Source organism: Yersinia enterocolitica (assembly GCA_002082245.2).
GTDB classification, from domain to species: Bacteria; Pseudomonadota; Gammaproteobacteria; order Enterobacterales; family Enterobacteriaceae; genus Yersinia; species Yersinia enterocolitica_E.
This window is the reverse complement of record NBTC02000002.1, coordinates 852898-877151: the sequence shown is the minus strand read 5'-3', so window position 1 is coordinate 877151 and position 24254 is coordinate 852898. Positions and strand designations below refer to the sequence as shown.

The following is a 24254-nucleotide window of genomic DNA, read 5'->3' as shown; positions in this document are numbered from 1 at the left end:
TAGATAACCGGCTGTTATCGATAATATACCGTTAACAGCCTTTTAAAATTAGATAGGAGGTTAATTAGGCCAAGAGTAATTTCTGTAACTCTGCCAGCGAACTGACTTGGTAACGAGGCGCAATATTATCATCCGGTACACTGCCGTGCATATTAAGCCAGCAAGTATCTATCCCTGCATTAATACCACCCTGAATATCAGAATGCAGATTATCGCCCACCATTAGAATATGCTCTTTGGCCGGATTATTCATTAAATTGAAAGCATGCTCAAATATAGCCACATCCGGTTTGGCCACCCCGACTTGTTCAGAAATGATCAGCGGAGAAAAGACATTTTTCAGACCAGTACGTTCCAAACGTATCGTTTGTAGCTCGGTAAAACCATTGGTAATAATGCCCATATTCACTTTACCACTCAAGGCATCAACCAACTCACGGGCCCCCGGTAGGAGTGAACAGATATCCGCCATGGCGACTAAAAACTCACTGTTCAACCGGGTAGCTGCCACCCCCAGTTTCTCTGCCCACATCTCAAAACGGGTGTTTTGTAATTCGCTGGCGGATATTTTCCCATCTTGATAATCAACCCACAGCGGTTTATTAACCAATTGATAATAATCGAAATCCTGCACGGAAAAATCCACATTAAAGCGAGAAAACATCAGCTTTAACCCTTGATATGCATCAAAGTGAAATAGTGTCTCATCCGCATCGAACAGTATCCATTGGTATTTCATCACGACTATCTCTCTGACATTATTAGGCGCGCTATGGTAGCGATTATTAGCATTCAGCTCAAGTTACACCGCGGCGATACCTGGCTAATCATATTAATAGTGCTGCCGATATATCACGGTTTATTGCGATAACTTCTTCACCGGTTACCAAGGGTGCATCAAACGCCGATAATACTTTGCGGTTGATTTCAATCAGCGCGTCGTCAATTTTGATTTCCATATCTAACGCGATATCTGCTAATTTTTCTCTTTCCCAAGAGTCGCGGGAAATCAATAATTTCAAGAAAGTCACGATGCTATCGGGCAAATTAGCACTAATTGCTGCTATTGATTGTGGATTAATATCTTCCTGAGTCGATACCTCAGTATTTTCAGTAACAAACAGACTCTCCAGCAACACCACTAATTCCTGGCTTTCATTTTTTAACAGATTAATACGGTCTGTATCATTAATAACTTCAGCGGCTTGAGACGGCAGACTCAGTGTCATCGGGGTTGCACGGCTATCAAGATCGCTATAAACCAATTTGCTGTCTAAGGCAAAACGCTTATATACCCGCTCAAGAAATTTCACTTCTGGTGGCGTAATGGTTCCCTCTACCTGAATCAAATGTGCCAAAAAGCGAGCAATGGCCCGACGGTTCTCCAGTGAGAGCGGCTCAAGATTATTTTTCAGGGCCAGCAGGGTATTATTTTTCCTGATACCGGGTTGGAGATAAGCTTTCAACCGCATACGCTGACCGGGGCTAAGATAACCCCAGGCATCAATATGTCGGGTCAATATCATAGATTCTGGCTCACCGATACGCCCATCGATCATCACCGCTGCGCAAGCCAACTCCACCGCAAGCATGGTCACGCGGTATGCGGCAAAGGTGGCAGATTCAGCCACCATTGACTCAATAGGGAACAGTGCCACAGTATCTTGCAAAACAGGTGTGCGGTTATCTGCTCTGACATCAGGTTCAATACCCACTTGCAGTGATGCTAATGCAAAGGTTAATGCCATAACCTGACTGCGGGATAAACGCTCTAATGGCTTGGTGTCGCACGCCGTACTGAGCCGAAGAAAAAGCTCATCCAGCGTTACCATCAACAAGCCATAACCCACTCTCGCTTTGATACTTTCTAACTCTGTTTTTAATGCTGCTGACCACAACGGCATCGGTAATAATAGTTGCCCTTCCAGTGACATTTTTTTCTTTGGATTAACACTGGCAAAACGGTTATAGATATCCAGGTCATGCTGGCAAGATTCAAATATTGGCCTCAGTTTATCCCTATGCGCTTTACACACAGCCACATTCGGCAGTTCCCCCATCTGCTGAAAGAACTCTTGCCCCATTAATCCCGCAGATGCAGGGCGATAAAATATCAGTAACTTGGTTTTATTTATGGGTAATAAAAATCCGTCTCCATACTGCTCACGATAACGCTGCTGAAAAAGTGAGGAGAAAATATCAGCACAATGTGCCATTGAGATATTCTGATTTATCGCCGGATCAGCCTCGCCCCAGGCGAGCGCCCAGGTGGCAGGCAAAGGTTGCTGGTCGACAGCCAACTGCCCTAAACCAACCAGTAGCGCCAACGGAAGTTCTGTTGATGCCTCGCGGGTTAATGGGGGTGGAGATAGATAGAGTTTCTCTTCTATATTCACTCGAGATATATAAACCAACAAGTTCTGCGCATAATGATTAAATGCGTTATTTTTCCCATAAATATTTAGCAGGCGATTAATTTCTTCTTCAAGAACAGGAAGTTCTTTTTTCGCTACCGGATCAATCGCAGCATCGATTAAAATCCGATGTTCCAAACCATAGAAGAATAGGAAGACGTAACCAATATGCGCAGTAGGTGATTTACGCCCATCTGCAAGCCATTGTAAATAAGCTCTTCTCGCTTGCGGCGAACATGTCGAGTAATCAGGCGCATTATCAATCCGCGGCAAGGAGATATCTATTTCTTGTTCTGCCACATCCATCGATGGGTTAATAAATGCAGGTTCCGCACCAGTGCGATTACTTTTGTATTTATTACCAATGTAAATCATGCCATCGGGTAAATTTATTCCAGCCACAACCGCCAACTCTCCAGGACGTAACCAGGAAGCGCGGGCTAAAGATCCTCGCGAGGTCTCGGGTTTTTTAGTCGCGGGTTTCTTGATTTCATCAACTGATGGGGTCTGATTTGCGCTGCTACCTTCAATGCTATTTTCGGGTTCAAGCTGTGAAGGGGTAATAGGATAATCGCCAAGATCAGGTATCGCTGCAGTTTTCTGCATGTCCGCGCTAATAGATGAGGCGACAGACCGCTTAGTCCCTTTAAGATTTTGCCAGACAAAATACATGCATAAGATAGCCGCACTCAGTGCAATCCACACTTCTCTTGGGATACCTGTAATCAGCCCTAAAACGACTATTAGTAGGATAACCCAGCCGGTACCGGTAGATTTTCTCTTCGCCACGATGGTTTATATGCCCCTATCTTAAAATAGTAATTTTTATTCTGCCTTTAATGGCGATTTTTAATAAATAACTCTTTTCACACACGGTTTTTACACAAATAAACCACGGCAAAAAGCCGTAGAGAAAACCTGTAAATTTAACTTAAGTGCAATTTACAGGTTAAATAATAAGTCAGTGTTTTAATTTAATGCATCTGCCCACCATAACAACAGGCCAGAATGCACAATAAATCAATTATGCCAGTTGATTATGCATTCAGCTAGCAAAGACTATGCAACCATTGGATAAACTCCACCGCTCTTGGTTTGTCCAGGGTTCGCTTGGGGTAAATTAGATAATAAGGTTTTGTAACGGGTAATTTATGTTCAGACAACTGAATTAAACACCCTTCATCTAATTCTTTTTTAATCAAATGTTGTTGGCCCAGTAAAATACCGTTCCCCGCCACGGCCGAATCAATTGCCATGGAGGTTAAGTTGTAGATTGGCCCTCGGTTGGGAACACACTCATCTAGTTTTGCTGACAGCAGCCATTCATGCCAATCAGGTAAGAACTGCCCTTCTTTGCCCCAATCAACATGTATCATCGGGTAGATAATGTTGTGTTTGCCATCAAGCCAAGGGGTAGTTAATAGCAGTGGGCTTGCAACCGGAAAAACCCAATCCTGAAATAGCATTTCTTTCTCTTGTTGGGGATAATGTTCATCACCAAAAGCCAGGTAAAAATCTGCCGCAGTACGGTTGAAATCAACCACCCCGTGAGTAGCATGAATCCGAATATCCACATCGGGATATTGGGCTAACCACTGTTTGAGACGCGGATTAAGCCATCGACTCGCTAGGGCGGGCAGTGCTGAGATATTTAATGATATATTGCCTTTATCCCGCGCCATACTCTGTTGGGCCATCCGTAATGTTTCAAATGCCTGCTGTACATAAGCTAAATAGGCACTGCCCTGCGAGGTCAGTTCAACGCCTGATTTCGAACGGGCAAATAATTGAATCCCCAGATGTTGCTCTAACTGACGTATTTGCTGGCTAACCGCCGCTGGCGTTAATGATAACCGGGCCGCCGCACTGGCCAGACTGCCGGTATTAGCGGCTGTCTCGAATGCTAAAATGGCGGTTAACTTTGGCAAACGAACAGCCTTCAAACTATTCATAACAGCCCCCCTTATCCATAACGCATTATATTGATACCGATAGCCAAACTTAACCTAACAGTAACGTTTTATTGTTATTCCAGTTACAACTAATCCTATACAGTTAGGAACAGAAACCAAGCAACATTTAGCATTACTGGGAGGATATATGCAGCAGCTCAGCGAAATTATTAATATGGAAGCCAACCCAATCAACGATGTCATGTTCATCACACAGTGCAAGAACACGTTAGAAACATACGGCGCCTTGGTACTATCAGGCTTCTTGCAGCCCCGCGCACTGAGTAGTATTAAACAAGAAGGCGTCAGTCATAAGCATCGAGCTTACTATGCCGCTAATCAGCATAATGTTTATCTGACCAAAACCGATCCCGCCTTCCCTGCTGGTCATCCCCGTAATCGGTTGGTTACTTCATCAAAAGGCTGTATTACTGACGAAGAAATCCCTACCGATTCCGCATTACGAACGCTGTACAATGCGCAAGATTTCCAAGACTTCTTGTGTGCCGTATTAGATGAAAAACAACTCTACCCTTACGCCGATTCACTTTCTTCAATTAACTTGCACTACGCCAGTCAAGGCCAAGAGTTAGGTTGGCATTTTGACAATTCATCATTCGCCATCACCTTATTAGTACAAAAACCGCAAGCGGGTGGCGTCTTTGAATATATTGAAGAGATGCGCGATGCCGATAAAGGAGAGATGAATTACTCAGGAGTGGAACAACTGTTAAACCAACAGGTCACACCTAAAACATTGCAAATTGAACCGGGGGACTTAGTGCTATTTCGTGGAAGAAATGCGATTCACCGGGTCACGCCGACCCAAGGGAATATCACACGAATGCTGGTAGTGTTAGCCTATAATGCTCAACCCGATATTGCGCTATCCGAGACAGCCAGAATGACTTTTTACGGTCGTATTTAGTTTTCAGTGGTTTGGCATTTACTTAACGGCTCTGCGGGCGTCCTTGCCCGCTAATAACATAGCTATTCTCTGCCAGCATACAACATTAAACCACTCCGGTGGTCACGCTGAAATGGCGGCTCTCTCCTGGCGATAACATTATTAACGTCCCCTTTTCTTTCGCCGCCATATACCCTTCCGGGCGACAGGTTGCAGGTAAAATAAATGCAGCCACTTTTTGATCGCCATTATGTAAAATCCAACGAGTAGCATAATTAAACTGCGCGGTGGAAAAACGAGTCACAAAACGATGCCCTTGCGGGGACAACATAAAGAATTCTGCATTATCAACATATTGTGCAAGATTATCGGCAAAAAATACAATTTCTGGATCGTAAAACTCCGATTCATTTAAATCGGTTAATCCCTGAGTTCTTTCCCGTAATTGTTGGGTGTAGTGCAACCATTGCGGGGTTGGGTGTACATGTGCCGGTACTGTCTCACGCAATTTCAGTGCTGAACCGGGTAAGTTTTGACGGAAAGTGGCCCCAGGAATATAGGTGTAATTCATATGACACATATATTGCAGAGGCATCGGCATACTGGATAAGTTAGTCACCTTCATCTCAATATCGAACTGCGCACTACCGGCCCTGAGCCTAACCAGCGGTTGCGCGCAATAATGATCACCGAACCCTTTCACATATTCCACACTGCCCGTGACGGCAAGTGTGTCGCCGTCAATAAGGAGCCAAGCGTAGTCCATTTCAGCACAAGGCATCTCGCCGTGTAATACATGGTCGTCCTCAGGCGATGGACAACCATTACGGCGCAAACCCGAATGGAAAGCAAAACAACCGTAGGTATCAACAATGTTCTCTCCACGCTTAGGTTGAGAGAACATATTTTCCATTTTCAGGTTATGCCCATCAAATTCCGCATCCCAAATCATTTGGCCGTAATAAGGTAAAACGGTCAGGTACCCACGAGAATTAACAATTTTCAGAGCTTCAATACCTGAGGCATATTTAAAACTGATAACAGTAAAATCACTACTGCTATAGATCTCTTGCTCCTGAAGACTGAACTGTTCACGGATTAGCGTTATTTTGGCGGTCATTTATTGTTACTCCCGGTTCAATTAAGACTCATTATTTGCCAATGTTGCCGCACTTGTCCGTTGTTTATTGCGCAGTTCACCCCAAAAATAGAAACCAACATAGGCGAAACACAATAATGAGACAAAAAATGCATGTTGCATTGAACCAAGATGGTCAGAGACAAACCCTTGTAATGCTGGTACCACTGCAGCCCCCACTATCGACATCACAATAATGGCCCCGGCCACTTCGGTATATTTGTTGTCAACTGTATCCAGGGTGCCTGCATAGATAGTCGCCCAGCAGGGCCCAAACAAGACGCTAACAAATACGGCTGCATATACCGCCGTAAAGTTGGGTACGGTTACGACATAAAGCAACGTTAATGCACCTAAAATAGAATAGGCAATTAACACTTTTTCGGCTTTAAATCGTGTCATCAGGAAGTTGGCCACAAACTTACCAATGAAGAAGCAAATAAAACTGTAAATCATAAAGTTCGAGGCATCTCGTTCATTAGATGCGCCCAGGTTTAAGGCCAGGCGAATCGTAAAGGACCATACTGCGACTTGCATACCCACATAGAGGAACTGCGCCGCAATGCCTTTTTTAAAACGACTGTTCCCAGCTAAATATTTCAAGGTTTCTTTTAATGACGGTGAAACCACTTTTTTACCGCTATCACCTTGTGGTTTGCAATGAGGATAACGAGTAATAACAAATAACAGCATAACCAGCAGTAGAACGAAAATCAGATATTTATAAGGCTCCAATGTATGTTCTAACATCGTAAGACGAAAAGCATGAATCTGTTCTGGCGTCATCGCGGCCATTTGGTTGTGTAAACTATCACCTTCCTGAAATACCAAGTATTTACCGAGTACTATCCCCATCAATGCACCGATCGGGTAGAAAGTTTGGCTGATATTAAGCCGTAAAGTGGCATAGTCTTTATGACCAATCATGGAGCTGTAGGTATTAGCAGCAGTTTCAAGGAAACTTAAACCAATAGCGATGGCAAAAATAGCGGCCAGAAACATAGTATATGTTGCCATATGGGAAGCAGGATAAAACAACATACATCCGATAATATAAAGTGTTAACCCAGTTAATATAGCAACTTTGTAGCTGCTTTTTTTGATGACCAAAGAGGCAGGAATAGCAATCAGAAAATAACCGCCATAAAAGGCACTTTGTACCAGTGCACTGGCAAAATCACTGAGTGCAAATACGCTTTTAAATTGAGTAATTAAAATATCATTCAGACTGGCTGCACATCCCCAGAGCGGGAATAAGCAGGAAAGCAAAATAAATTGGAATAACGGTGTTTTATTTAAATAGCCATCTGGCAGTTGAACGGTATTAAGGCGCATTTTATTTTCCTTGGTGTAGGGTCTTTAAAAAATCAATAAATTGCGACGCATCAGGATAAGAACGTTGGGTTCCCTTTCCTGTGACACTGTAGGCTGCAAAAGCAGAAGCCATTTCCATCGCTTTTAATATATTGCCGTGCTGGACATATTCATGAGCAAAACAACCAATGAAAGCATCACCTGCGCCGCTGGTGTCGATGGCGTGGACACTAACCGGTGGCACATGGTTAATGTGTTCACCGTGCATCCATAATGATCCGCGATGCCCCAAAGTAATGATCAGGTTATGTAACCCTTTATCCAATAAGCTGCGCCCTGCACGGTAAATGTTATCCAGACTATCAACTGGCATTCCGGTCAGAATCGCGAGCTCAGTTTCATTTGGCATAAAGAACTCGCACTGACATGCATAGCCGATATCCAATGCTTTAGATGCGGGGGCTGGATTAAGAATGACTTTAATCTGGTGCTGGCGGGCAAAGTCGATAGCGGCGTAGACCGTTTCCAGCGGAATTTCGAGTTGTAGAATAATCAATTGGCAAGCTTTGAGCGCATCAGCAGCAGCATCGACATCCGCGGGTAACAAATGATTGTTAGCGCCTTTGATAATCAAAATTCGATTTTGTGATGATTTATCGACGAAAATCGGAGCCACACCACTCGAGGCCCCTGTAACTGCTTTTACATACTGGGTATCAACCCCAGCTTTTTGTAGATTCCTTATGGTATTTTCCGCAAATAGATCATCACCAACCCGAGTGATCATCATCACATTGGCACCTAACTTGGCAGCGGCAACCGCCTGATTGGCCCCTTTACCGCCGCACCCAATTTCAAAATTCGGTGCCTCCAATGTTTCCCCGACTTGCGGCATTTCATCAATATAAGTGATCAGATCAACCATGTTGGAACCAATTACTGCAATATCCATTGTTAACCCCTTTATTCTAATTTTTACCACGCAATGTTATTGCAATAACATTATCAGCTGACAAATGTTATGTGTGTGACAAAGATCGCAGCAATTTAAGTACACAGCACGCGAAAGACAGGAGTTTGGCATGAATTAAAATGTTATTATTATAACAATTGGTAAGAAATGATAATGTAAATCAGTGATATTTAGAGGATGGATATAATCGTAGCTAACAGAAACTAAAAATCCCGGCCATTATTGCACCGGGATTATTCAGCGAATTGTGCTGTAACAGGTGTATCGTGACTTATTTAATCGCCATAGCATCACGCATGGTAAAGAACAGGTCGGTTTGGTCTGTTAGACCAACCACATTTGCCGCATGTGGTCCGTAAGCTGCTATGCGCAATTGGGTACCCGTGTGCCCTTGAGAATCATCTTCAGAGTTGCCATAGCTTATCGCCATAACTGCGCCATCTTTCGTGGTTAACGCTTGTGTTAAGCCAGGAGCTTTTGCATCTGCTTCAATAATTTGACTGGAATGCGCGTGATCTGCCGTCACAATAACCAAGGTATTACCTTCTGCACGCGCAAACTCCAGTGCTTTTTGTACTGCTTCATCCAAATCGACAGTTTCACCGAACTGACCACAAGGATTCGCCGCATGGTCTTGTTTATCAATGGATGCCCCTTCAACCTGTAAGAAGAATCCTTTTTCGTTATGTTTCAGCAGGTCAATTGCTTTTTCAGTCATCACTGCCAAGGTTGGAATATCTTTAGTACGCTCGGCATTGTTTTCACAAACTACCGGCGGCTTATCTAAATTGCCATGATAAGACGCTTTCGGCCCCTGCCAACGTACTGGCATGTTACCTGGGCTAAATAACCCTAATAGCGGTTTTTGTTGGTCTGCCTGCTTTATTGCATTCAGATCGTCAAGATTTTCGACAATAACATAACCTCGAGCCAAGGCTTGTTCACGCAGAGATTTATCTTTCCATTCACCGGCTTTAGCGACTTGGCTGAATGATTTAGCGCCACCACCCAATGTGACATCCGCGCGCCCGGCAATCATCTGCTCAGTAATTGAACCGCGCCCACCCTTTTCCAGCGCATTGCTACTGCACTTCTCGCTTGTTTCCTCCGGGCCATAGCATTTTCGCCCAGTTACGTGAGCAAACTGTGCCGCAGGAGTGGCATCTTGCAGTTCAGCAGTTGAAACGTTACCAGTTGCTTTACCGGCTTTCTTCGCTAACTCCAACAAGGTGACGTGATCTTTTCCGAACACATCAACACCCAGCGCGCCGTTATACGTTTTTACACCTGAGGACCAAGCTGTTGCGGAGGCAGCTGAGTCAGTCACGTAATCCGGTTTTTGCGTTTTCTTATCTAATGAGTAGTGCGTGTATTGCCCTGTCAGTGGTAACGCATCAATTCCTTTAAAGAAACCACCGGCCCCCATAGCATAGTTACGTGCTGAGGTGATTTCTGAATCGCCCATACCATCGCCAATCAGTAAAATGACATTCTTTACGGTTTTATTGGAAAGCGAATCACGAAGAGCCTGTGTCTGATCACCGGTCAAACGTCGTGCCCCACCAAATTGAGTGATATCTCCCTTGGCGCTACGGTCATATAAGCCAGTGGCGGAAGCAACAGCATTCGGTGTAAACAATGAACTGGTGAGTATCAGAGTGGATAACGCTATGCCGGACAAAGTGGATACGCGGTTCTGCATCGGTATAATTCCTTGTTGTAAAACAGTAATACAATTTGTATTGATTGGTTACAACGGATACTAGAACAAGCGAATGACGCTTTTATGACAGTCGCGATTAATTGTTATCTCTGACAATGCAGGCTCCCCTGACCTTTCCACGCGTTCACCACAGGCTAAATCAGGCCACCGTTGGCGCGTAAAACTTGCCCATTAATCCAGCCACCGTCTTTTCCAACCAGAAAAGCCACGGCTGCTGCAATATCCTCTGGCGTTCCTAATCTTTCTAGTGGCGCCATTTTCGCCATTTTTTCAATTAATTCGGGTGATTTACCATCAAGGAAGAGCGAGGTTGCCGTCGGCCCAGGAGCCACAGCATTAACGGTGATATTACGCCCCCGCAACTCTTTCGCCAGAATAGCTGTCATGGTTTCAACCGCCGCTTTGGTTGCAGCATAAACACCGTATTTTTCCAGTTTCAGCCCGACAACACTGGTTGAAAAGTTTACGATGCGGCCGCCATCTTTCAAACGCTTTGCCGCTTCACGCATCCCGTTAAAGCTCCCTTTCAGGTTAATGGCGATCTGGCGGTCAAAGTGTTCATCATCACTGTCTGCAATGGCACTGAGAGATAGAATTCCAGCATTGTTGACCAAGACATCAACCCCGCCAAACGCAGCTTCTGCTTGAGAAAATAACTGTGCAACCGCTGCGGCATCACTGATATCCCCCTTCGCACTCGCTGCATTTCCGCCCGCTTGTTGAATTTTGCGCACCAGTGTTTCCGCCTCAATGTTACTCCGGGCATAATTGATCAGAACGGTATACCCCTCCTGAGCCAAACGCTCAGCAATTGCTGCGCCAATACCCCGTGATGCTCCGGTTACAATGGCAACCTGCCCGGTTGTATTCACCATGATTTTCTCCTCGATGTGTATTTTATCGTTTGTGACGATGCATTGATTGCTATCCAGCAAGTGGAGCATGCTATGTTTAACCACCCGCAAACAGAGAATGCCACTTTTATCGTTTCGGATAATCATCTATTATTCGTTAACACTATCCGAATAAAGCGAACAATCACGTGGACCGAATTGATGCAATGCGGGTATTTATCAGGGTAGTGGAACAACGCAGTTTTACCCAAACCGCCCAAGATTTAAATCTACCGCGATCTACAGTGACAGATGCCATTCAACAGCTCGAAAAGCGTTTAAATGTGCGCTTATTGCAGCGAACTACCCGACATGTTAGCCCTACGCTGGATGGTGGAGCTTACTACCAGCGCTGTCTGCGTATTATTGCTGATATTGAAGATGCTGAAATGGCCTTTGCCAATGCCAAGCCACGAGGTTTGTTACGAATTGATGTACAGGGCACGTTAGCCCGCCATTTCGTCTTGCCACAATTACCTGATTTTATTGCTCAATATCCTGACATTGAGTTATTTATCAGTGAAGGTGACCGCTTGGTCGACCTTATTCGAGAAGGTATTGACGGGGTGCTACGTGTAGGTAATTTACAAGACAGCGATATGGTCGCCCGCCGAGTGGCGTTGTTGCCACAAGTCACCTGTGCTGCACCGCAATATTTACAACGACAGGGTACTCCACTCCGGTTGGACCAGTTACCAGGCCATCAGATGGTAGGTTTTCGTTCTAGCGCAACCGGTAGCCTGATGCCACTGGAATTTGGCACTGACAGCACCCTTAGCCCCGATAAAACAACAGGTTATAATAAATCAGCGTCCTCCAGGGTAATAACAGAAAGCGCATATCTACCCTCTGCTTCGTCATCATCTACTAAAACTCAGCAAGTAAAATTACCGACTGTTCTATCAGTCAGTGGTGCAGAAAGCTTTGTAGCAGCCGCACGTCTTGGATTGGGTATTATTCAAGTGCCTCGTTACCATATCGAATCTGACTTAATCGCTGGCACCTTGGTTGAGATACTACCAAAATACGCACCACCCCCGATGCCAGTCTCGTTCCTGTATCCTCACAACCGCCAGCTTTCCCCTCGAGTACGTATTTTCAGTGACTGGTTGAGCCAGTTATTTCTTGCCACCGAGATAAAGTGATAATACGCCGGTACGCCTATCCTGAATCAATGTTGCCACGATAGGCAGCCGCACCAACCGGCACAGCCGCCACTCATTATTGTGCTTTTTCAACCGATTGACAGATATCGATATCAAAATAACCATCAGTTATGCCGTCATTGAGGTAAACCTCATAACACGCACCTTCTACCGAACGATAACCACTTTGTGGCAGATGCTGGTTATACAACTCGCTCCAGGCTTTGGCATAATCATCATCCGTTACCCTGGTGTGATACACCGCATACAACCCCCCGGGAATCACTTGTAGTTGTAGTTGATCACTGAGTTCTGCGGGCAACACATAATCGTCAGCCACAGACAAGGATATGTCAGCCCGTAGCTCAGCAGGAGGATTAGTCTCAGGATTGTCCCAGTAAAGAGCCAACCACTCTTTCCCAGGGATTTGGTACTGAGTATAGAGTGAAGAAAGTTGGTTAAAGCCTTGCGGGATAGTCTCGTGATAAGGGCCGACCAGCCGAATACTGACTATTTGCTGCGGTTGCTTTTCTACTATCTTAAATGTCATATCGCTACCTCGACTTAATGGTTTCAAGAAAGATGAAGTGACCAAAAATGCGACTTTATGCCACAACTGTACATTCATACAGTATAGCGAGATTTTATGACACTCGGTTAATTTTCAACCTTGACTTGTGAAGAGCTTCGCAAAAAATCATCCGCCTGTTTAAGCTGATGATGGCTGAAAACGGTTATTCCGTGGCGGCGCAATAACGCCGTGGTGACTCCCTGTCCTGTGCGCTGGGTGCCGCTAAAATGACCATCATAGATGCGGCTGCTCCCACAAGATGGACTCCCTTCGGTCAAAATTGCTACTGTGCAGCAGTGCTTTTGCGCCAACTCCAGAGCCTGATAAGCCCCTTGCAAAAACTCCCGGCTAACATCATTGCCCCACTGCTCGGTCACCCGCGCCAGCCCTTGCAACACCGCCTCGCCGTTACCTTGCTGAATTTCGGCAGGCGGACGCGGTACCGGCATACCTGCGGATAATTCAGGGCAAATAAGGACCAGTCGCCCCTCATCCTGCCAGCGTTGAATAATTTCATCGCTAACAGACAGGGCACTGCCGTTATAACGTACCGGTTTTCCCATTAAACAGGCACTGATCAGAATGCGCGCAGGTTTTGGTTCCACGTAATTATCAACCTTAATATTATGCAGCGAATAAAAAATGATGATTATGCTGATAATAACCAATTAATGGCTGTTGGTCATGAGCGTGCGTTGATAATTGTTGCAGAACAGATAATTTTCATGTCAATAAATGGAATTGTTGCTTATTTTGCATAATTCAATGCCGCTAACACCTGCGGCAACAGTCGCGCCAAACGGCTCGCCCAGAGCGCCTGACCTGCTTGATGCGTAATAAGATCCTGACGAATCTCAATACCCACATAAGGTAACTGCCGCTGTTCTGCGTGGAAGGGTAACGTGAAATCTGTTGCATCCGTCATGGCATAAGGTTCGTTAATCCCGACGTGCAGGTCACCTTCTTGCTGTAACAATGAAACCAGTTGCAAAGCAAACTCAGGATTACGATGAAACAAGGTACCAATCTGCCAGGGGCGCGCGATGTTTTTAAACGACGGTGTAAAACTGTGCATGGAGAGGATCACGCTCATCTGGCCGCTATCACGACGTTGATTCAGCGTTTGTGTAATCAAATCATGATAAGGCTGGAATACCTCAACCCGGCGCGCTTCAGCCTCTGCTACGGTGACACCAATATTGCGCGGGATCCGTGTGTGCTCGGAAATTTCAGGGATCGAACTGGCGATTCCCGGCGTGCGATTGCAATCAATCACCAATCGCGAATACTGCTGATGAATCAAGGTTGCATCCAGATACTGGCTAAGTAACCGCGCCATTGCCAATGAACCTATATCCCAACCGATGTGGCGGTCAATTTCTCCTGAGGGTAACCCCAAATCACCAAGTTGAACCGGTATCCGTTGACCGGCATGGTCGGCCAGTAAGATAAATGGTGATTGGCTGTGCGGGCGCTCGATAACAGCTGACTGAGGATCGCCATCACGTAATAAAGGAGACAAAATGATATTTGACATGGAGTTAGTACCTGGCATGAAGTGGCAATCGTAAGTATCAGTCGTCACAACAGTTAATACTCACAAACAAGGGCTTTCGTAATCAATAAGCTATCATCCTAGCCGCTAATGTTGGGTTCGCCCACCCCGAATTTATACCTAAATTTTCTTGGTTATGCGATTATCGCCACAGTAGGTATCTTTTGATGCCATATTTCAGGCAATCATTATCGGCAAAACTGTCTACAACCAACAGCAGCAGCAGCATAGCGGAGACTTATGGAAACGTTTTTTATTGATCGGATGGCAACTCCACAAGGTGAACTGTTACTGATCGCAGACCAAGAAAACCGGCTACGTGCCATCGATTGGACTGACCACTACGAGCGTCTGATGAAGTTGCTAGGCAACCATTACGGCCAGGGCGCGTTTACATTGGTTGAAGAACGCAATCCCGGTGGGCTAAGTGACAGTATGCAACGCTATTTTGCTGGTGACCTGAGCATTATTGATAATTTACCAGTTAAAACCGCTGGGACTGATTTTCAGCGTCAAGTCTGGCAAGAGCTGCGAAAAATCCCCTGTGGCGAAACGATTACTTATGGCGAGTTAGCAAAACGAATCAACCGCCCTACCGCTTCGCGGGCTGTCGGGATGGCGAATGGATTGAACCCTATTTCAATTGTTGTCCCTTGTCATCGGGTCATTGGGCAACAAGGTGCATTGACAGGATATGCCGGTGGAGTGGAGAGAAAACGCTGGTTATTAATGCATGAGGGTTATCTTTTAGCACGCTAACTATTGTTGCTCTTATCAGACGCAAGAAAAGATGTTAAAATTGACGCATATCAATATTAATGGGAATACCCTATGATCCCGGAAAAACGCGTAATCCGACGTATCCAGTCTGGTGGTTGTGCAATTCACTGTCAGGATTGCAGTATTAGCCAGCTCTGTATTCCGTTTACCTTAAATGAAAACGAGCTGGATCAGCTCGACAATATCATTGAAAGGAAGAAACCTATTCAGAAAGGACAGGCGCTGTTTAAAGCGGGTGATGAACTCAAATCCCTGTATGCCATCCGTTCCGGGACCATTAAAAGCTACACCATTACCGAAGAAGGTGATGAGCAAATCACCGGTTTCCATCTGGCGGGTGATTTAGTCGGTTTTGACGCTATCAGCAATTTGCAGCATCCGAGCTTCGCACAAGCTCTGGAAACATCCATGGTTTGTGAAATCCCGTTTGATACGTTGGACGATTTATCCGGCAAAATGCCAAATCTGCGCCAGCAGATGATGCGCCTGATGAGTGGTGAGATCAAAGGTGACCAAGATATGATTTTGCTACTTTCCAAAAAGAATGCAGAAGAGCGTCTGGCGGCCTTTATCTATAATCTGTCTCGCCGTTTTGCTCAACGTGGTTTCTCTCCACGTGAGTTCCGCCTGACGATGACCCGTGGTGATATTGGTAACTATTTAGGTCTGACGGTAGAAACCATCAGCCGTTTACTGGGCCGTTTCCAGAAAAGCGATATTCTGAGTGTGAAAGGTAAGTACATTACTATCGAGAATACCGAAGCTCTGGCCAAACTGGCGGGTAATCCAAGACCAAGTCTGTAACCTGATCAAAACCAGAATAATAAATACCCGATAGATTTCAAGTTGCAGGAAGGCGGTAAGTAACGGCCTCGTAGAGAGCAGGTCTGAGGATCGACCGAGTAACACAAGCCGTCAGCAAATCTGCAACTTGAAAATTTATTGGTCTGCTTCTCCCAGCCACCTATCCTGTTTCCCTTTCATGGTTTACTCTTTAACTAACATACTGTTAATTCACGTTTGTAAGGAGACTCTATGGCAAAGTATCAGAATATTCTGGTTGCTATTGACCCCAATCAGGATGATCAACCTGCACTAAGACGTGCAGTTTACCTTGTGCAGCGCAATGGCGGCACAATCAAAGCATTTTTGGCTATTTATGATCTGTCATATGATATGACCACCCTGCTGTCGCCTGATGAGCGTACCGCAATGCGTAAAGGGGTTATCAGCCAACGTTCCGCATGGATAAGCGAGCAATGCCGCTTTTATCTTGATGCCGGTATTCCAATTGAAATCAAAGTGGTATGGCATAATCGGCCCTATGAGGCCATTATTCAGGAAATCCTGAACGCCAAGCACGATTTGTTGTTAAAAATGGCGCATCAACACGACCGCCTGGAGTCGATTATCTTTACCCCAACCGACTGGCATTTATTGCGTAAGTGCCCATGCCCAGTCTGGATGGTGAAAGACCAACCTTGGCCGGAAGGCGCCACAGCGCTGGTGGCCGTTAACCTCTCAAGTGAAGATCCACTCCATGACCCACTAAATCTCCGTTTGGTCAAAGAGACCAGAGAGTTAGCCGAACATGTCAATCAAACGCCAGTGCATCTGATCAGCGCCTACCCGGTAACCCCGATTAATATCGCCATTGAATTGCCTGATTTTGACCCGAGCGTCTATAACGATGCCATTCGTGGTCAGCATTTGGTTGCGATGAAAGCATTACGCCAGCAATTTGGCATTGATGAAAAATTCACCCATGTTGAAAAAGGTCTCCCTGAAGAGGTTATCCCTGATTTGGCTGAACACTTGCGGGCTGGGGTGGTTGTTCTGGGTACCTTGGGGCGTACTGGGCTATCTGCCGCCTTTATTGGGAATACTACCGAACATGTGATCGACCATCTTAAGTGTGACTTACTGGCAATTAAACCCGAAGGATTTACCTGTCCGATAGAAGGCCATGAAGATCTGGAAGAGATTGAATAACCCTTGTCTGACATCACCCATTGATTAAATCAAAAAGAAGGGCCACCGAATAGGTGGCCCTTGATCTGCGATTCGTAATAACGAATTACAATGCGCGTAAAATTGCTTCTACGCTGTCTTTAGCATCGCCAAACAACATTTGGGTATTTTCTTTAAAGAACAATGGGTTTTGCACGCCAGCATAACCGGTATTCATTGAACGTTTAAAGGCAATAACACTTTGCGCTTTCCATACTTCCAACACCGGCATGCCGGCAATCGGACTACGCGGGTCTTCCAGTGCTGCTGGGTTAACCGTATCGTTGGCACCAATCACCAACACGACATCAGTACTTGGGAAATCATCATTGATTTCATCCATTTCCAGCACTACGTCATAAGGGACCTTGGCTTCAGCCAATAACACGTTCATATGACCTGGCAAACGCCCAGCTACCGGGTGAATACCAAAGCGGACTTTGATGCCCCGCGCTTGTAGTTTTGCAGTAATCTCAGCGACGGGGTATTGTGCCTGTGCCACTGCCATGCCATAACCCGGAGTGATGATAACTGAGCTAGCATTTTTCAGCAGGTCAGCCACTTCTTCAGCCGTGGTTTCACGGTATTCACCCATTTCTTCAGCATTACCGGTTGAAGAACCATCAGTACCAAAGCCACCGGCGATCACACTGATAAATGAGCGATTCATCGCTTTACACATGATGTAAGACAGAATAGCACCGGAAGAACCGACCAAGGCACCCGTTACAATCAACAGGTCATTGCTCAACATGAAACCTGCCGCAGCCGCAGCCCAACCGGAGTAGGAGTTCAGCATTGAGACCACAACCGGCATGTCAGCACCACCGATAGATGCCACCAAGTGCCAGCCAAAGCCCAAAGCAATCACCGTCATCAATAACAACGCGACCACTTGTAAGCTAACGCTGTCGGTTTTGACGAACAGAATCATCAGCAGGAATGACACAACCAGTGCCACCAGATTCAACTTATGGCGTTGTGGCAACATCAGTGGTTTGGATGAGATAATCCCGCGTAACTTACCAAAGGCAACAATAGAACCGGTGAATGTTACTGCCCCGATAAAAATACCTAAGAAGACTTCAGTCAGATGGATATTAACCATCACCGCGTCCATCACCACCGGGCCGTGATCCAGATAGCTGTTAAAGCCAACCAGAACGGCTGCCAGACCGACGAAACTGTGCAAAATGGCAACCAGTTCTGGCATTTCAGTCATTTCGACTTTCTTCGCCAGATAGATACCAATTGCGCCACCAATCACCATGGCAATGATGATCCAGGCAACATTACCTGAATCCGGCCCAAGGATGGTGGCGATAAGCGCGATGGCCATACCGGTCACACCGAAAGTGTTACCTTGTTTGGATGTTTCGTGGCGCGACAGCCCAGCCAAACTGAAAATAAATAAAATCGCAGCAACTATGTACGCAGCTGTAACGAGACCACTAGACATCAGTTACCCCTATATTTTTGTGTGACATTATTTTTATACCCACCGAGTTTTATACCACTCAGTTTTTACGGAACATTTTCAGCATGCGCTGGGTGACCGTAAAGCCACCAAAAATGTTGATACTGGCAATCAGTACGGCAATAAAGGATAAGAAGCTTACCCAACCGCCATGGCCAATCTGCAATAATGCACCGACGACAATAATGCCTGAAATGGCGTTAGTGACTGACATTAAAGGTGTATGTAGTGCATGGCTGACGTTCCACACCACGTAATAACCCACTACGCACGCCAGTGCAAAGACCGTAAAGTGAGATAAAAACTCTTTCGGAGCAACATTTGCTAACCAGCCAAACAACACAACGACCAGTGCCATAATGATGTATTTCGGCCATGGCGAGCTAGGCTTGGCGTCTTCTTTCACAATAGGTTCAGCTTTAGCCGCCTGAGGCTGTGCTGATACCTGAATAGGCGGCGCTGGCCACGTTATTTCACCGGTTTTGACCACGGTTACACCGCGAATCACGGTATCTTCGAAATCAATATCTATCTCACCATTTTTCTCTTTACAGAGTAGTTTCAGCAAGTTAACCAAGTTGGTTCCGTAAAGTTGCGATGACTGTGTGGGTAAACGGCTGGGTAGATCGGTATAGCCGATAATTTTTACGCCATTGTCTGTCACTGTCACTTTATCGGCGACGGTCAGTTCACAGTTACCACCGGTTTGCGCGGCCAGGTCAACAATCACACTGCCCGACTTCATGGATGCCACCATCTCTTTGGTGATCAACCGAGGAGCAGGTTTACCCGGAATCAGTGCAGTGGTAACAATGATGTCCACTTCAGCAGCTTGAGCGGCAAACAGTGCCATCTCGGCTTTGATAAAAGCGTCAGACATCACTTTGGCGTAACCATCACCACTGCCCGCTTCTTCCTCAAAGTCCAGCTCAAGGAATTCAGCACCCATACTCTGAACTTGTTCTTTTACTTCTGGGCGGGTGTCGAATGCACGCACGATAGCACCCATACTCCCTGCCGCCCCGATGGCTGCCAAACCTGCAACCCCAGCCCCGATAATTACCACTTTCGCCGGTGGAACTTTACCCGCGGCCGTAATTTGCCCAGTGAAGAAGCGACCAAATTCATGGGCAGCTTCAACAATGGCACGATAGCCGGCTATATTGGCCATTGAACTGAGCGCATCCATCGATTGCGCGCGAGATATGCGCGGCACTGAATCCATGGCCAATACGGTTACCTGACGCTCCGCTAACTTTTGCAGTAATTCCGGGTTTTGAGCTGGCCAGATAAAACTGGCTAACGTACTCCCAGCACGCATCAGGCTAATTTCTTCCTCAAGGGGCGCATTCACTTTGAGGATAAGGTCGGATTGCCACACATCGGTGGTATCCGTAATGGTGGCACCCGCTTCCTGGTACGCCGCATCGTCGAAGCTGGCTAAGTGACCAGCTCCACTTTCAATCGCCACGGTGAAGCCTAATTTCAGCAGTTGTTCCACCGTTTTCGGCGTTGCTGCAACACGGGCTTCATTGGCCAACCGCTCTTTTGGTACACCAATACGCATAATGTTCCCTTTTTACCTGTCTTTGATGATGAGTATTGCCATATCCATCTTACTCGGCGTTGCTGGGACGTTAGCGACTTACACTCACCCGAACCACTGACGTGAGATTCGTTTGCTTGCAGCCTACCGGCAACACCCACTAATTTGGGTATGCTTCAGTTCTATTTGGTTACTGATAAACCTGCTTTGCTACAGCTCCCTATAACCTACTGAAAATGTGACTGATGATCCATATCTGTGTGTGCTTCTGGTGCAGTTTTTGCACTAAAACTGGCAGGCGGAAAGAACTCTCTATAATTCACTACAAAAATAATATTTACTAGCGGCTTGTCCTGCAACTTTGCACCAAAATAACAAGCCGGACAATAATGAGGCAGCCCAGTAATGGCGCGGCATCAGGTTAGCAAAATGTAAATAATCAGCACTTATGACGTTAAAGCAATTATTCGTAAAGCTTATCCCTATTATTGCTGTAAAGTACCGGCGGGCTAATCTTCAGAATTGATATACTAAGTCATATAAATTGCTGAGACACCCGCCATTATTACATGTAATAATCATCTGCTATTCTGTTACACATCAATTGTTCCGCACGTATCAACGTTAATGCGCAAGGCGAAAGGATTTTTTATGAAGCTGAAATACACGATCATCGCATCGGCATTGCTATCACTCACCGCGCTTTCTGCTGCACAAGCGGCAAAAGAACTCGCGCCTGAGCAAGCAGCAGCCATTAAGCCATTTGATCGCATTACTATTACTGGCCGATTTAATGCAATAAATGAAGCAGCGGATGCGGTATCCCGCCGTGCTGACAAATTGGGTGCAGACTCCTTCTATATTCAGGATATCAACAGCAACAATAATGGCGGCAACTGGCGTGTAACGGCCGATGTTTATCATAACGATGCCGCGGAAGTGAGCAAAGAAACCCAGTATCGCGTCTTTAATGATGTGAAAGAATTGCCAAAAGCAGAAGCCTACGCGCTTCAGCCTTATGATACCGTTTCTGTTAGTGGCTTCTTCCGCAGCCAGCCTGATATCAACGATGCCATTTCAAAAGCGGCAAAAGAGAAAGGGGCTTACTCCTTCTTTATCGTACGTCAGGTTGATGCAAACCAAGGCGGCAACCAGTTTGTTACGGCATATGTTTATAAAGCAGATGCGGCAAAACGTGTTGTCCAGAGCCCGGATGTTATTCCTGCCGATTCTGATGCTGGTCGTGCGGCACTGGCTGCCGGTGGCGCAGCTGCTGCCAACGTTGAAATCCCAGGTGTTGCCTCTTCAGGTACGCCAAGTGCTGATGTGGGCCGTTTCTTCGAAACGCAATCATCAACCGGTAAACGTTACACTGTCACCCTGAATGATGGTACTCAAATTCAGGAGCTGAATAACACGACAGCCGCACAGATGGTGCCGTTTGATTCTATTACCTTTAGCGGTCACTACAACAGCATGACTGACGTATCTCATGAAGTGGCTAAACGTGCTGCGGCAAAAGGTGCGAAGTATTACCATGTGACTCGCCAGTGGCAGAACCAAAGTGGTGGTAACCTGAGTGTTAGCGCTGACTTGTTCAAATAAGTTTGCTTAAATCGTTACTGTAAGGGCAGCTCCGTGCTGCCTTTTTTTATGTGTCTGCTGTTGTCCTGCTTCTTATTGGTACGGACTGAATAATTTTTTGCCCAAATCGCATAACCAATCATTGCATGATCGCGTTCCACTCCGTAAAATCTCCCCAAAAATTTGGGGCTATTATCTGTCAATTATCGATAATCTTTCCTCATATAATGCTGCTTACAAGTCAGTAACCATTCATTAATACTTTCAAAACCAGGATCCATAATTGGAAAAAAAACTCGGCCTGACTGCGTTAACCGCGCTGGTCCTTAGCTCAATGCTGGGAGCGGGTGTCTTCAGCTTACCGCAAAATATGGCAGAAGTTGCCAGCCCTGCGGCACTGCTTATCGGCTGGAGTATTACCGGCGTGGGGATCATCTTCCTGGCGTTTGCCATGCTGTTACTGACGCGTTTGCGCCCTGATCTCGATGGCGGAATATTCACCTATGCCAAAGAAGGCTTTGGTGATCTTATCGGTTTTTTCTCAGCCTGGGGTTACTGGCTATGCGCCGTTATTGCTAATGTCTCTTACTTAGTAATTGTTTTTGCTGCATTAAGCTTCTTTACTGATAAATCGGGTCACATTATCTTCGGTGAAGGGAATACTTGGCAGGCATTGCTGGGAGCCTCCTTCCTGCTATGGTTGGTGCATGCACTGGTTCTGCGCGGTGTCCAAACCGCCGCCAGTATTAACCTGGCCGCCACCTTGGCAAAACTGCTGCCTATCGGTGGTTTTATTGTGTTGGCGGGACTTGCATTCAGCCTTGATACTTTCAGTTTTGATTTTAGTGGTGTCGCGCTGCATACCCCGGTCTGGCAGCAGGTTAAGGACACCATGCTAATAACGCTCTGGGTCTTTATTGGTGTGGAAGGCGCAGTCGTTGTTTCGGCCCGCGCACGCAATAAAAAAGATGTGGGTCGGGCAACCATGTTAGCCGTACTTTCTGCCCTGTGCGTTTATTTGCTCATTACCCTATTGTCTCTTGGCGTAGTGCCGCGGGCTGAGTTAGCAGGCATGCGTAATCCGTCGATGGCTGGAATTATGGTCGAGATGATTGGCCCTTGGGGGGAAGTCATCATTGCCACTGGGCTCATTATTTCTGTGTGTGGCGCTTATCTTAGCTGGACCATTATGGCTGCTGAAGTGCCGATGGTTGCAGCTAAGCACGGGGCTTTTCCCAAAATGTTCCGCCATCAGAATAAAAACAATGCACCGGCACAATCTTTGTGGTTAACCAACTGCGCAGTACAGGTGGCTCTGATTCTGATTTGGCTGACGGGTAGCAACTACAATACCTTACTAACAATTGCGTCAGAAATGATTCTGGTACCCTATTTCCTCGTGGGAGCCTTCTTATTTAAAGTCGCCTTAAAGCGTCATGACTGGCGTTTGATTGTTGCTGCCAGTGGCGCGTGCTTGTATGGTTTGTGGTTAATTTATGCTGCCGGATTAGTGTACCTGCTGTTGTCCGTTCTGTTATATGCCCCAGGATTATTGGTATTTATTTATGCGCGCAAAGGGCATGAAGGGCTGAAATTACTCAATACCGTGGAGCGAGCGGCTATCTGCCTGGTGTTGATTGCAACTATTCCAGCAACCTGGCTCGCGATGCATTAAGCCCGAATAAAAGCGGCGAAAAATAAGATCTCAAATGGGCTGACCGCGTTACCTCAGTTTGCCCGTTTGAGTATCGTCTGTTAACTAATGATTAGCTGCTCCCGCCAAATCCACCGATAAACACTCCCCCTGCTGGTTTAATTTTATCGATTCCGGCAATTTTTGTTTAATCTCACCGAGTTGATCAGTATCCAAAGGGTAAGGCAACTGGATATCCAACACCGTAATGCCCTGTTGTTCGGCTAGCCGAATCAAGCGAACAATATTGGTTTGGTCATTAAGCTGGGTAGATAATACCTGTAAGGCCAATGCTTTAAGCCGCTCTTGCGGTGTTTTTTCCGATTCAGTCTGCGATTTTACTACCATGCCAAATATCGGCATAACACCATAAATCGCATCGATAAAACTCCACCGTTTTTTGCATGATGCGGCTAAAAATTCCGTGTAATTGAAACAAACCTTTTCACTGTGCGCTGGCGCACCAATGTGTTCGCCACTCATCCCTCAGTCCTCAGCTGATCGATACAGCTATTCATTAATCGTAAGTATTGATATATAAACGATAGGCGCAACAAAATAGAGATGACGATATAATCA

22 protein-coding genes are annotated in these 24254 nt (G+C 46.0%); 7 read left to right on the top strand and 15 right to left on the bottom strand.

Annotation, left to right across the window (positions count from 1 at the left end; translation table 11 throughout):
* Positions 1-64 precede the first annotated feature (64 nt).
* The 3 genes from A6J66_005370 to A6J66_005360 form a co-directional block, all read right to left on the bottom strand.
* Entirely contained in the window at positions 65-739 is a 675-nt protein-coding gene (locus A6J66_005370) for a noncanonical pyrimidine nucleotidase, YjjG family (GenBank protein PNM23677.1), read from the bottom strand.
* Positions 740-827: 88 nt separating this feature from the next.
* Positions 828-3203 (bottom strand): hypothetical protein, encoded by a 2376-nt coding sequence (locus tag A6J66_005365; protein ID PNM23676.1) that lies wholly within the window; start codon positions 3201-3203, stop codon positions 828-830.
* 260 nt (positions 3204-3463) lie between these two features.
* Positions 3464-4366, bottom strand: coding sequence for a DNA-binding transcriptional regulator (locus tag A6J66_005360; GenBank protein PNM23675.1), 903 nt, complete (start codon positions 4364-4366; stop codon positions 3464-3466).
* A gap of 148 nt (positions 4367-4514) precedes the next feature.
* On the opposite strand from A6J66_005360, the gene A6J66_005355 reads away from it, so the two are divergent.
* Positions 4515-5294: an arpA protein gene (locus tag A6J66_005355; protein ID PNM23674.1), complete on the top strand. Its 780-nt coding sequence runs from the start codon at positions 4515-4517 to the stop codon at positions 5292-5294.
* An 85-nt stretch (positions 5295-5379) separates the two neighbouring features.
* Here the strand turns inward: A6J66_005355 and A6J66_005350 are convergent, their stop codons facing one another.
* From A6J66_005350 to A6J66_005330, 5 genes are all read right to left on the bottom strand, one after another.
* Positions 5380-6393 (bottom strand): DUF4432 domain-containing protein, encoded by a 1014-nt coding sequence (locus A6J66_005350; protein PNM23673.1) that lies wholly within the window; start codon positions 6391-6393, stop codon positions 5380-5382.
* 21 nt (positions 6394-6414) lie between these two features.
* Complete coding sequence (gene fucP, locus A6J66_005345) at positions 6415-7746, bottom strand: L-fucose:H+ symporter permease (protein ID PNM23672.1); 1332 nt, start codon at positions 7744-7746, stop codon at positions 6415-6417.
* 1 nt (position 7747) lies between these two features.
* A complete protein-coding gene (gene rbsK / locus A6J66_005340; protein ID PNM23671.1) occupies positions 7748-8677 on the bottom strand; it encodes a ribokinase in 930 nt (309 codons plus the stop codon).
* A gap of 292 nt (positions 8678-8969) precedes the next feature.
* A complete protein-coding gene (locus A6J66_005335) occupies positions 8970-10400 on the bottom strand; it encodes an alkaline phosphatase (protein ID PNM23670.1) in 1431 nt (476 codons plus the stop codon).
* 155 nt (positions 10401-10555) lie between these two features.
* Positions 10556-11296, bottom strand: coding sequence for a KR domain-containing protein (locus tag A6J66_005330; GenBank protein ID PNM23669.1), 741 nt, complete (start codon positions 11294-11296; stop codon positions 10556-10558).
* Between the two features lie 167 nt (positions 11297-11463).
* Here A6J66_005330 and A6J66_005325 point away from each other — a divergent pair, with 167 nt between their 5' ends.
* Positions 11464-12459 carry a LysR family transcriptional regulator gene (locus A6J66_005325; protein PNM23668.1) on the top strand — a complete coding sequence of 332 codons (996 nt, stop codon included), beginning with the start codon at positions 11464-11466 and terminating at the stop codon, positions 12457-12459.
* A 76-nt stretch (positions 12460-12535) separates the two neighbouring features.
* On the opposite strand, the gene A6J66_005320 is transcribed toward A6J66_005325, so the two are convergent.
* The 3 genes from A6J66_005320 to A6J66_005310 all read right to left on the bottom strand — a co-directional run bounded on the left by A6J66_005320 (position 12536) and on the right by A6J66_005310 (position 14567).
* Positions 12536-13009, bottom strand: coding sequence for a DNA gyrase inhibitor SbmC (locus A6J66_005320; protein PNM23667.1), 474 nt, complete (start codon positions 13007-13009; stop codon positions 12536-12538).
* A gap of 107 nt (positions 13010-13116) precedes the next feature.
* A complete protein-coding gene (locus A6J66_005315) occupies positions 13117-13635 on the bottom strand; it encodes a DUF523 domain-containing protein (GenBank protein ID PNM23666.1) in 519 nt (172 codons plus the stop codon).
* Positions 13636-13778: 143 nt separating this feature from the next.
* Complete coding sequence (locus tag A6J66_005310) at positions 13779-14567, bottom strand: N-formylglutamate amidohydrolase (GenBank protein ID PNM23665.1); 789 nt, start codon at positions 14565-14567, stop codon at positions 13779-13781.
* Positions 14568-14825: 258 nt separating this feature from the next.
* Here A6J66_005310 and A6J66_005305 point away from each other — a divergent pair, with 258 nt between their 5' ends.
* From A6J66_005305 to A6J66_005295, 3 genes are all read left to right on the top strand, one after another.
* Complete coding sequence (locus A6J66_005305; GenBank protein PNM23664.1) at positions 14826-15344, top strand: methylated-DNA--[protein]-cysteine S-methyltransferase; 519 nt, start codon at positions 14826-14828, stop codon at positions 15342-15344.
* Positions 15345-15416: 72 nt separating this feature from the next.
* The gene (locus tag A6J66_005300) at positions 15417-16169 is read left to right on the top strand and encodes a transcriptional regulator FNR (protein ID PNM23663.1); all 753 of its coding nucleotides are present in this window, start codon (positions 15417-15419) and stop codon (positions 16167-16169) included.
* Positions 16170-16400: 231 nt separating this feature from the next.
* On the top strand, positions 16401-17357 hold the full coding sequence (locus tag A6J66_005295) for a universal stress protein UspE (GenBank protein ID PNM23662.1): 957 nt from the start codon (positions 16401-16403) through the stop codon (positions 17355-17357).
* A gap of 85 nt (positions 17358-17442) precedes the next feature.
* Here the strand turns inward: A6J66_005295 and A6J66_005290 are convergent, their stop codons facing one another.
* The 3 genes from A6J66_005290 to A6J66_005280 form a co-directional block, all read right to left on the bottom strand.
* Entirely contained in the window at positions 17443-18834 is a 1392-nt protein-coding gene (locus tag A6J66_005290) for an NAD(P)(+) transhydrogenase (Re/Si-specific) subunit beta (GenBank protein ID PNM23661.1), read from the bottom strand.
* Between the two features lie 58 nt (positions 18835-18892).
* Positions 18893-20419, bottom strand: a complete 1527-nt coding sequence (gene pntA, locus A6J66_005285; protein PNM23660.1) for an NAD(P)(+) transhydrogenase (Re/Si-specific) subunit alpha — start codon at positions 20417-20419, stop codon at positions 18893-18895.
* A 206-nt stretch (positions 20420-20625) separates the two neighbouring features.
* On the bottom strand, positions 20626-20805 hold the full coding sequence (locus tag A6J66_005280; GenBank protein ID PNM23659.1) for a hypothetical protein: 180 nt from the start codon (positions 20803-20805) through the stop codon (positions 20626-20628).
* 244 nt (positions 20806-21049) lie between these two features.
* Here A6J66_005280 and A6J66_005275 point away from each other — a divergent pair, with 244 nt between their 5' ends.
* Together A6J66_005275 and A6J66_005270 are read left to right on the top strand one after the other, a co-directional pair.
* Positions 21050-22003 carry a DUF1471 domain-containing protein gene (locus A6J66_005275; GenBank protein PNM23658.1) on the top strand — a complete coding sequence of 318 codons (954 nt, stop codon included), beginning with the start codon at positions 21050-21052 and terminating at the stop codon, positions 22001-22003.
* Between the two features lie 262 nt (positions 22004-22265).
* Positions 22266-23657, top strand: a complete 1392-nt coding sequence (locus A6J66_005270) for an amino acid permease (GenBank protein ID PNM23657.1) — start codon at positions 22266-22268, stop codon at positions 23655-23657.
* Positions 23658-23741: 84 nt separating this feature from the next.
* Here A6J66_005270 and A6J66_005265 read toward each other — a convergent pair whose 3' ends face one another.
* Entirely contained in the window at positions 23742-24158 is a 417-nt protein-coding gene (locus tag A6J66_005265) for a hypothetical protein (protein ID PNM23656.1), read from the bottom strand.
* Positions 24159-24254: the final 96 nt, after the last annotated feature.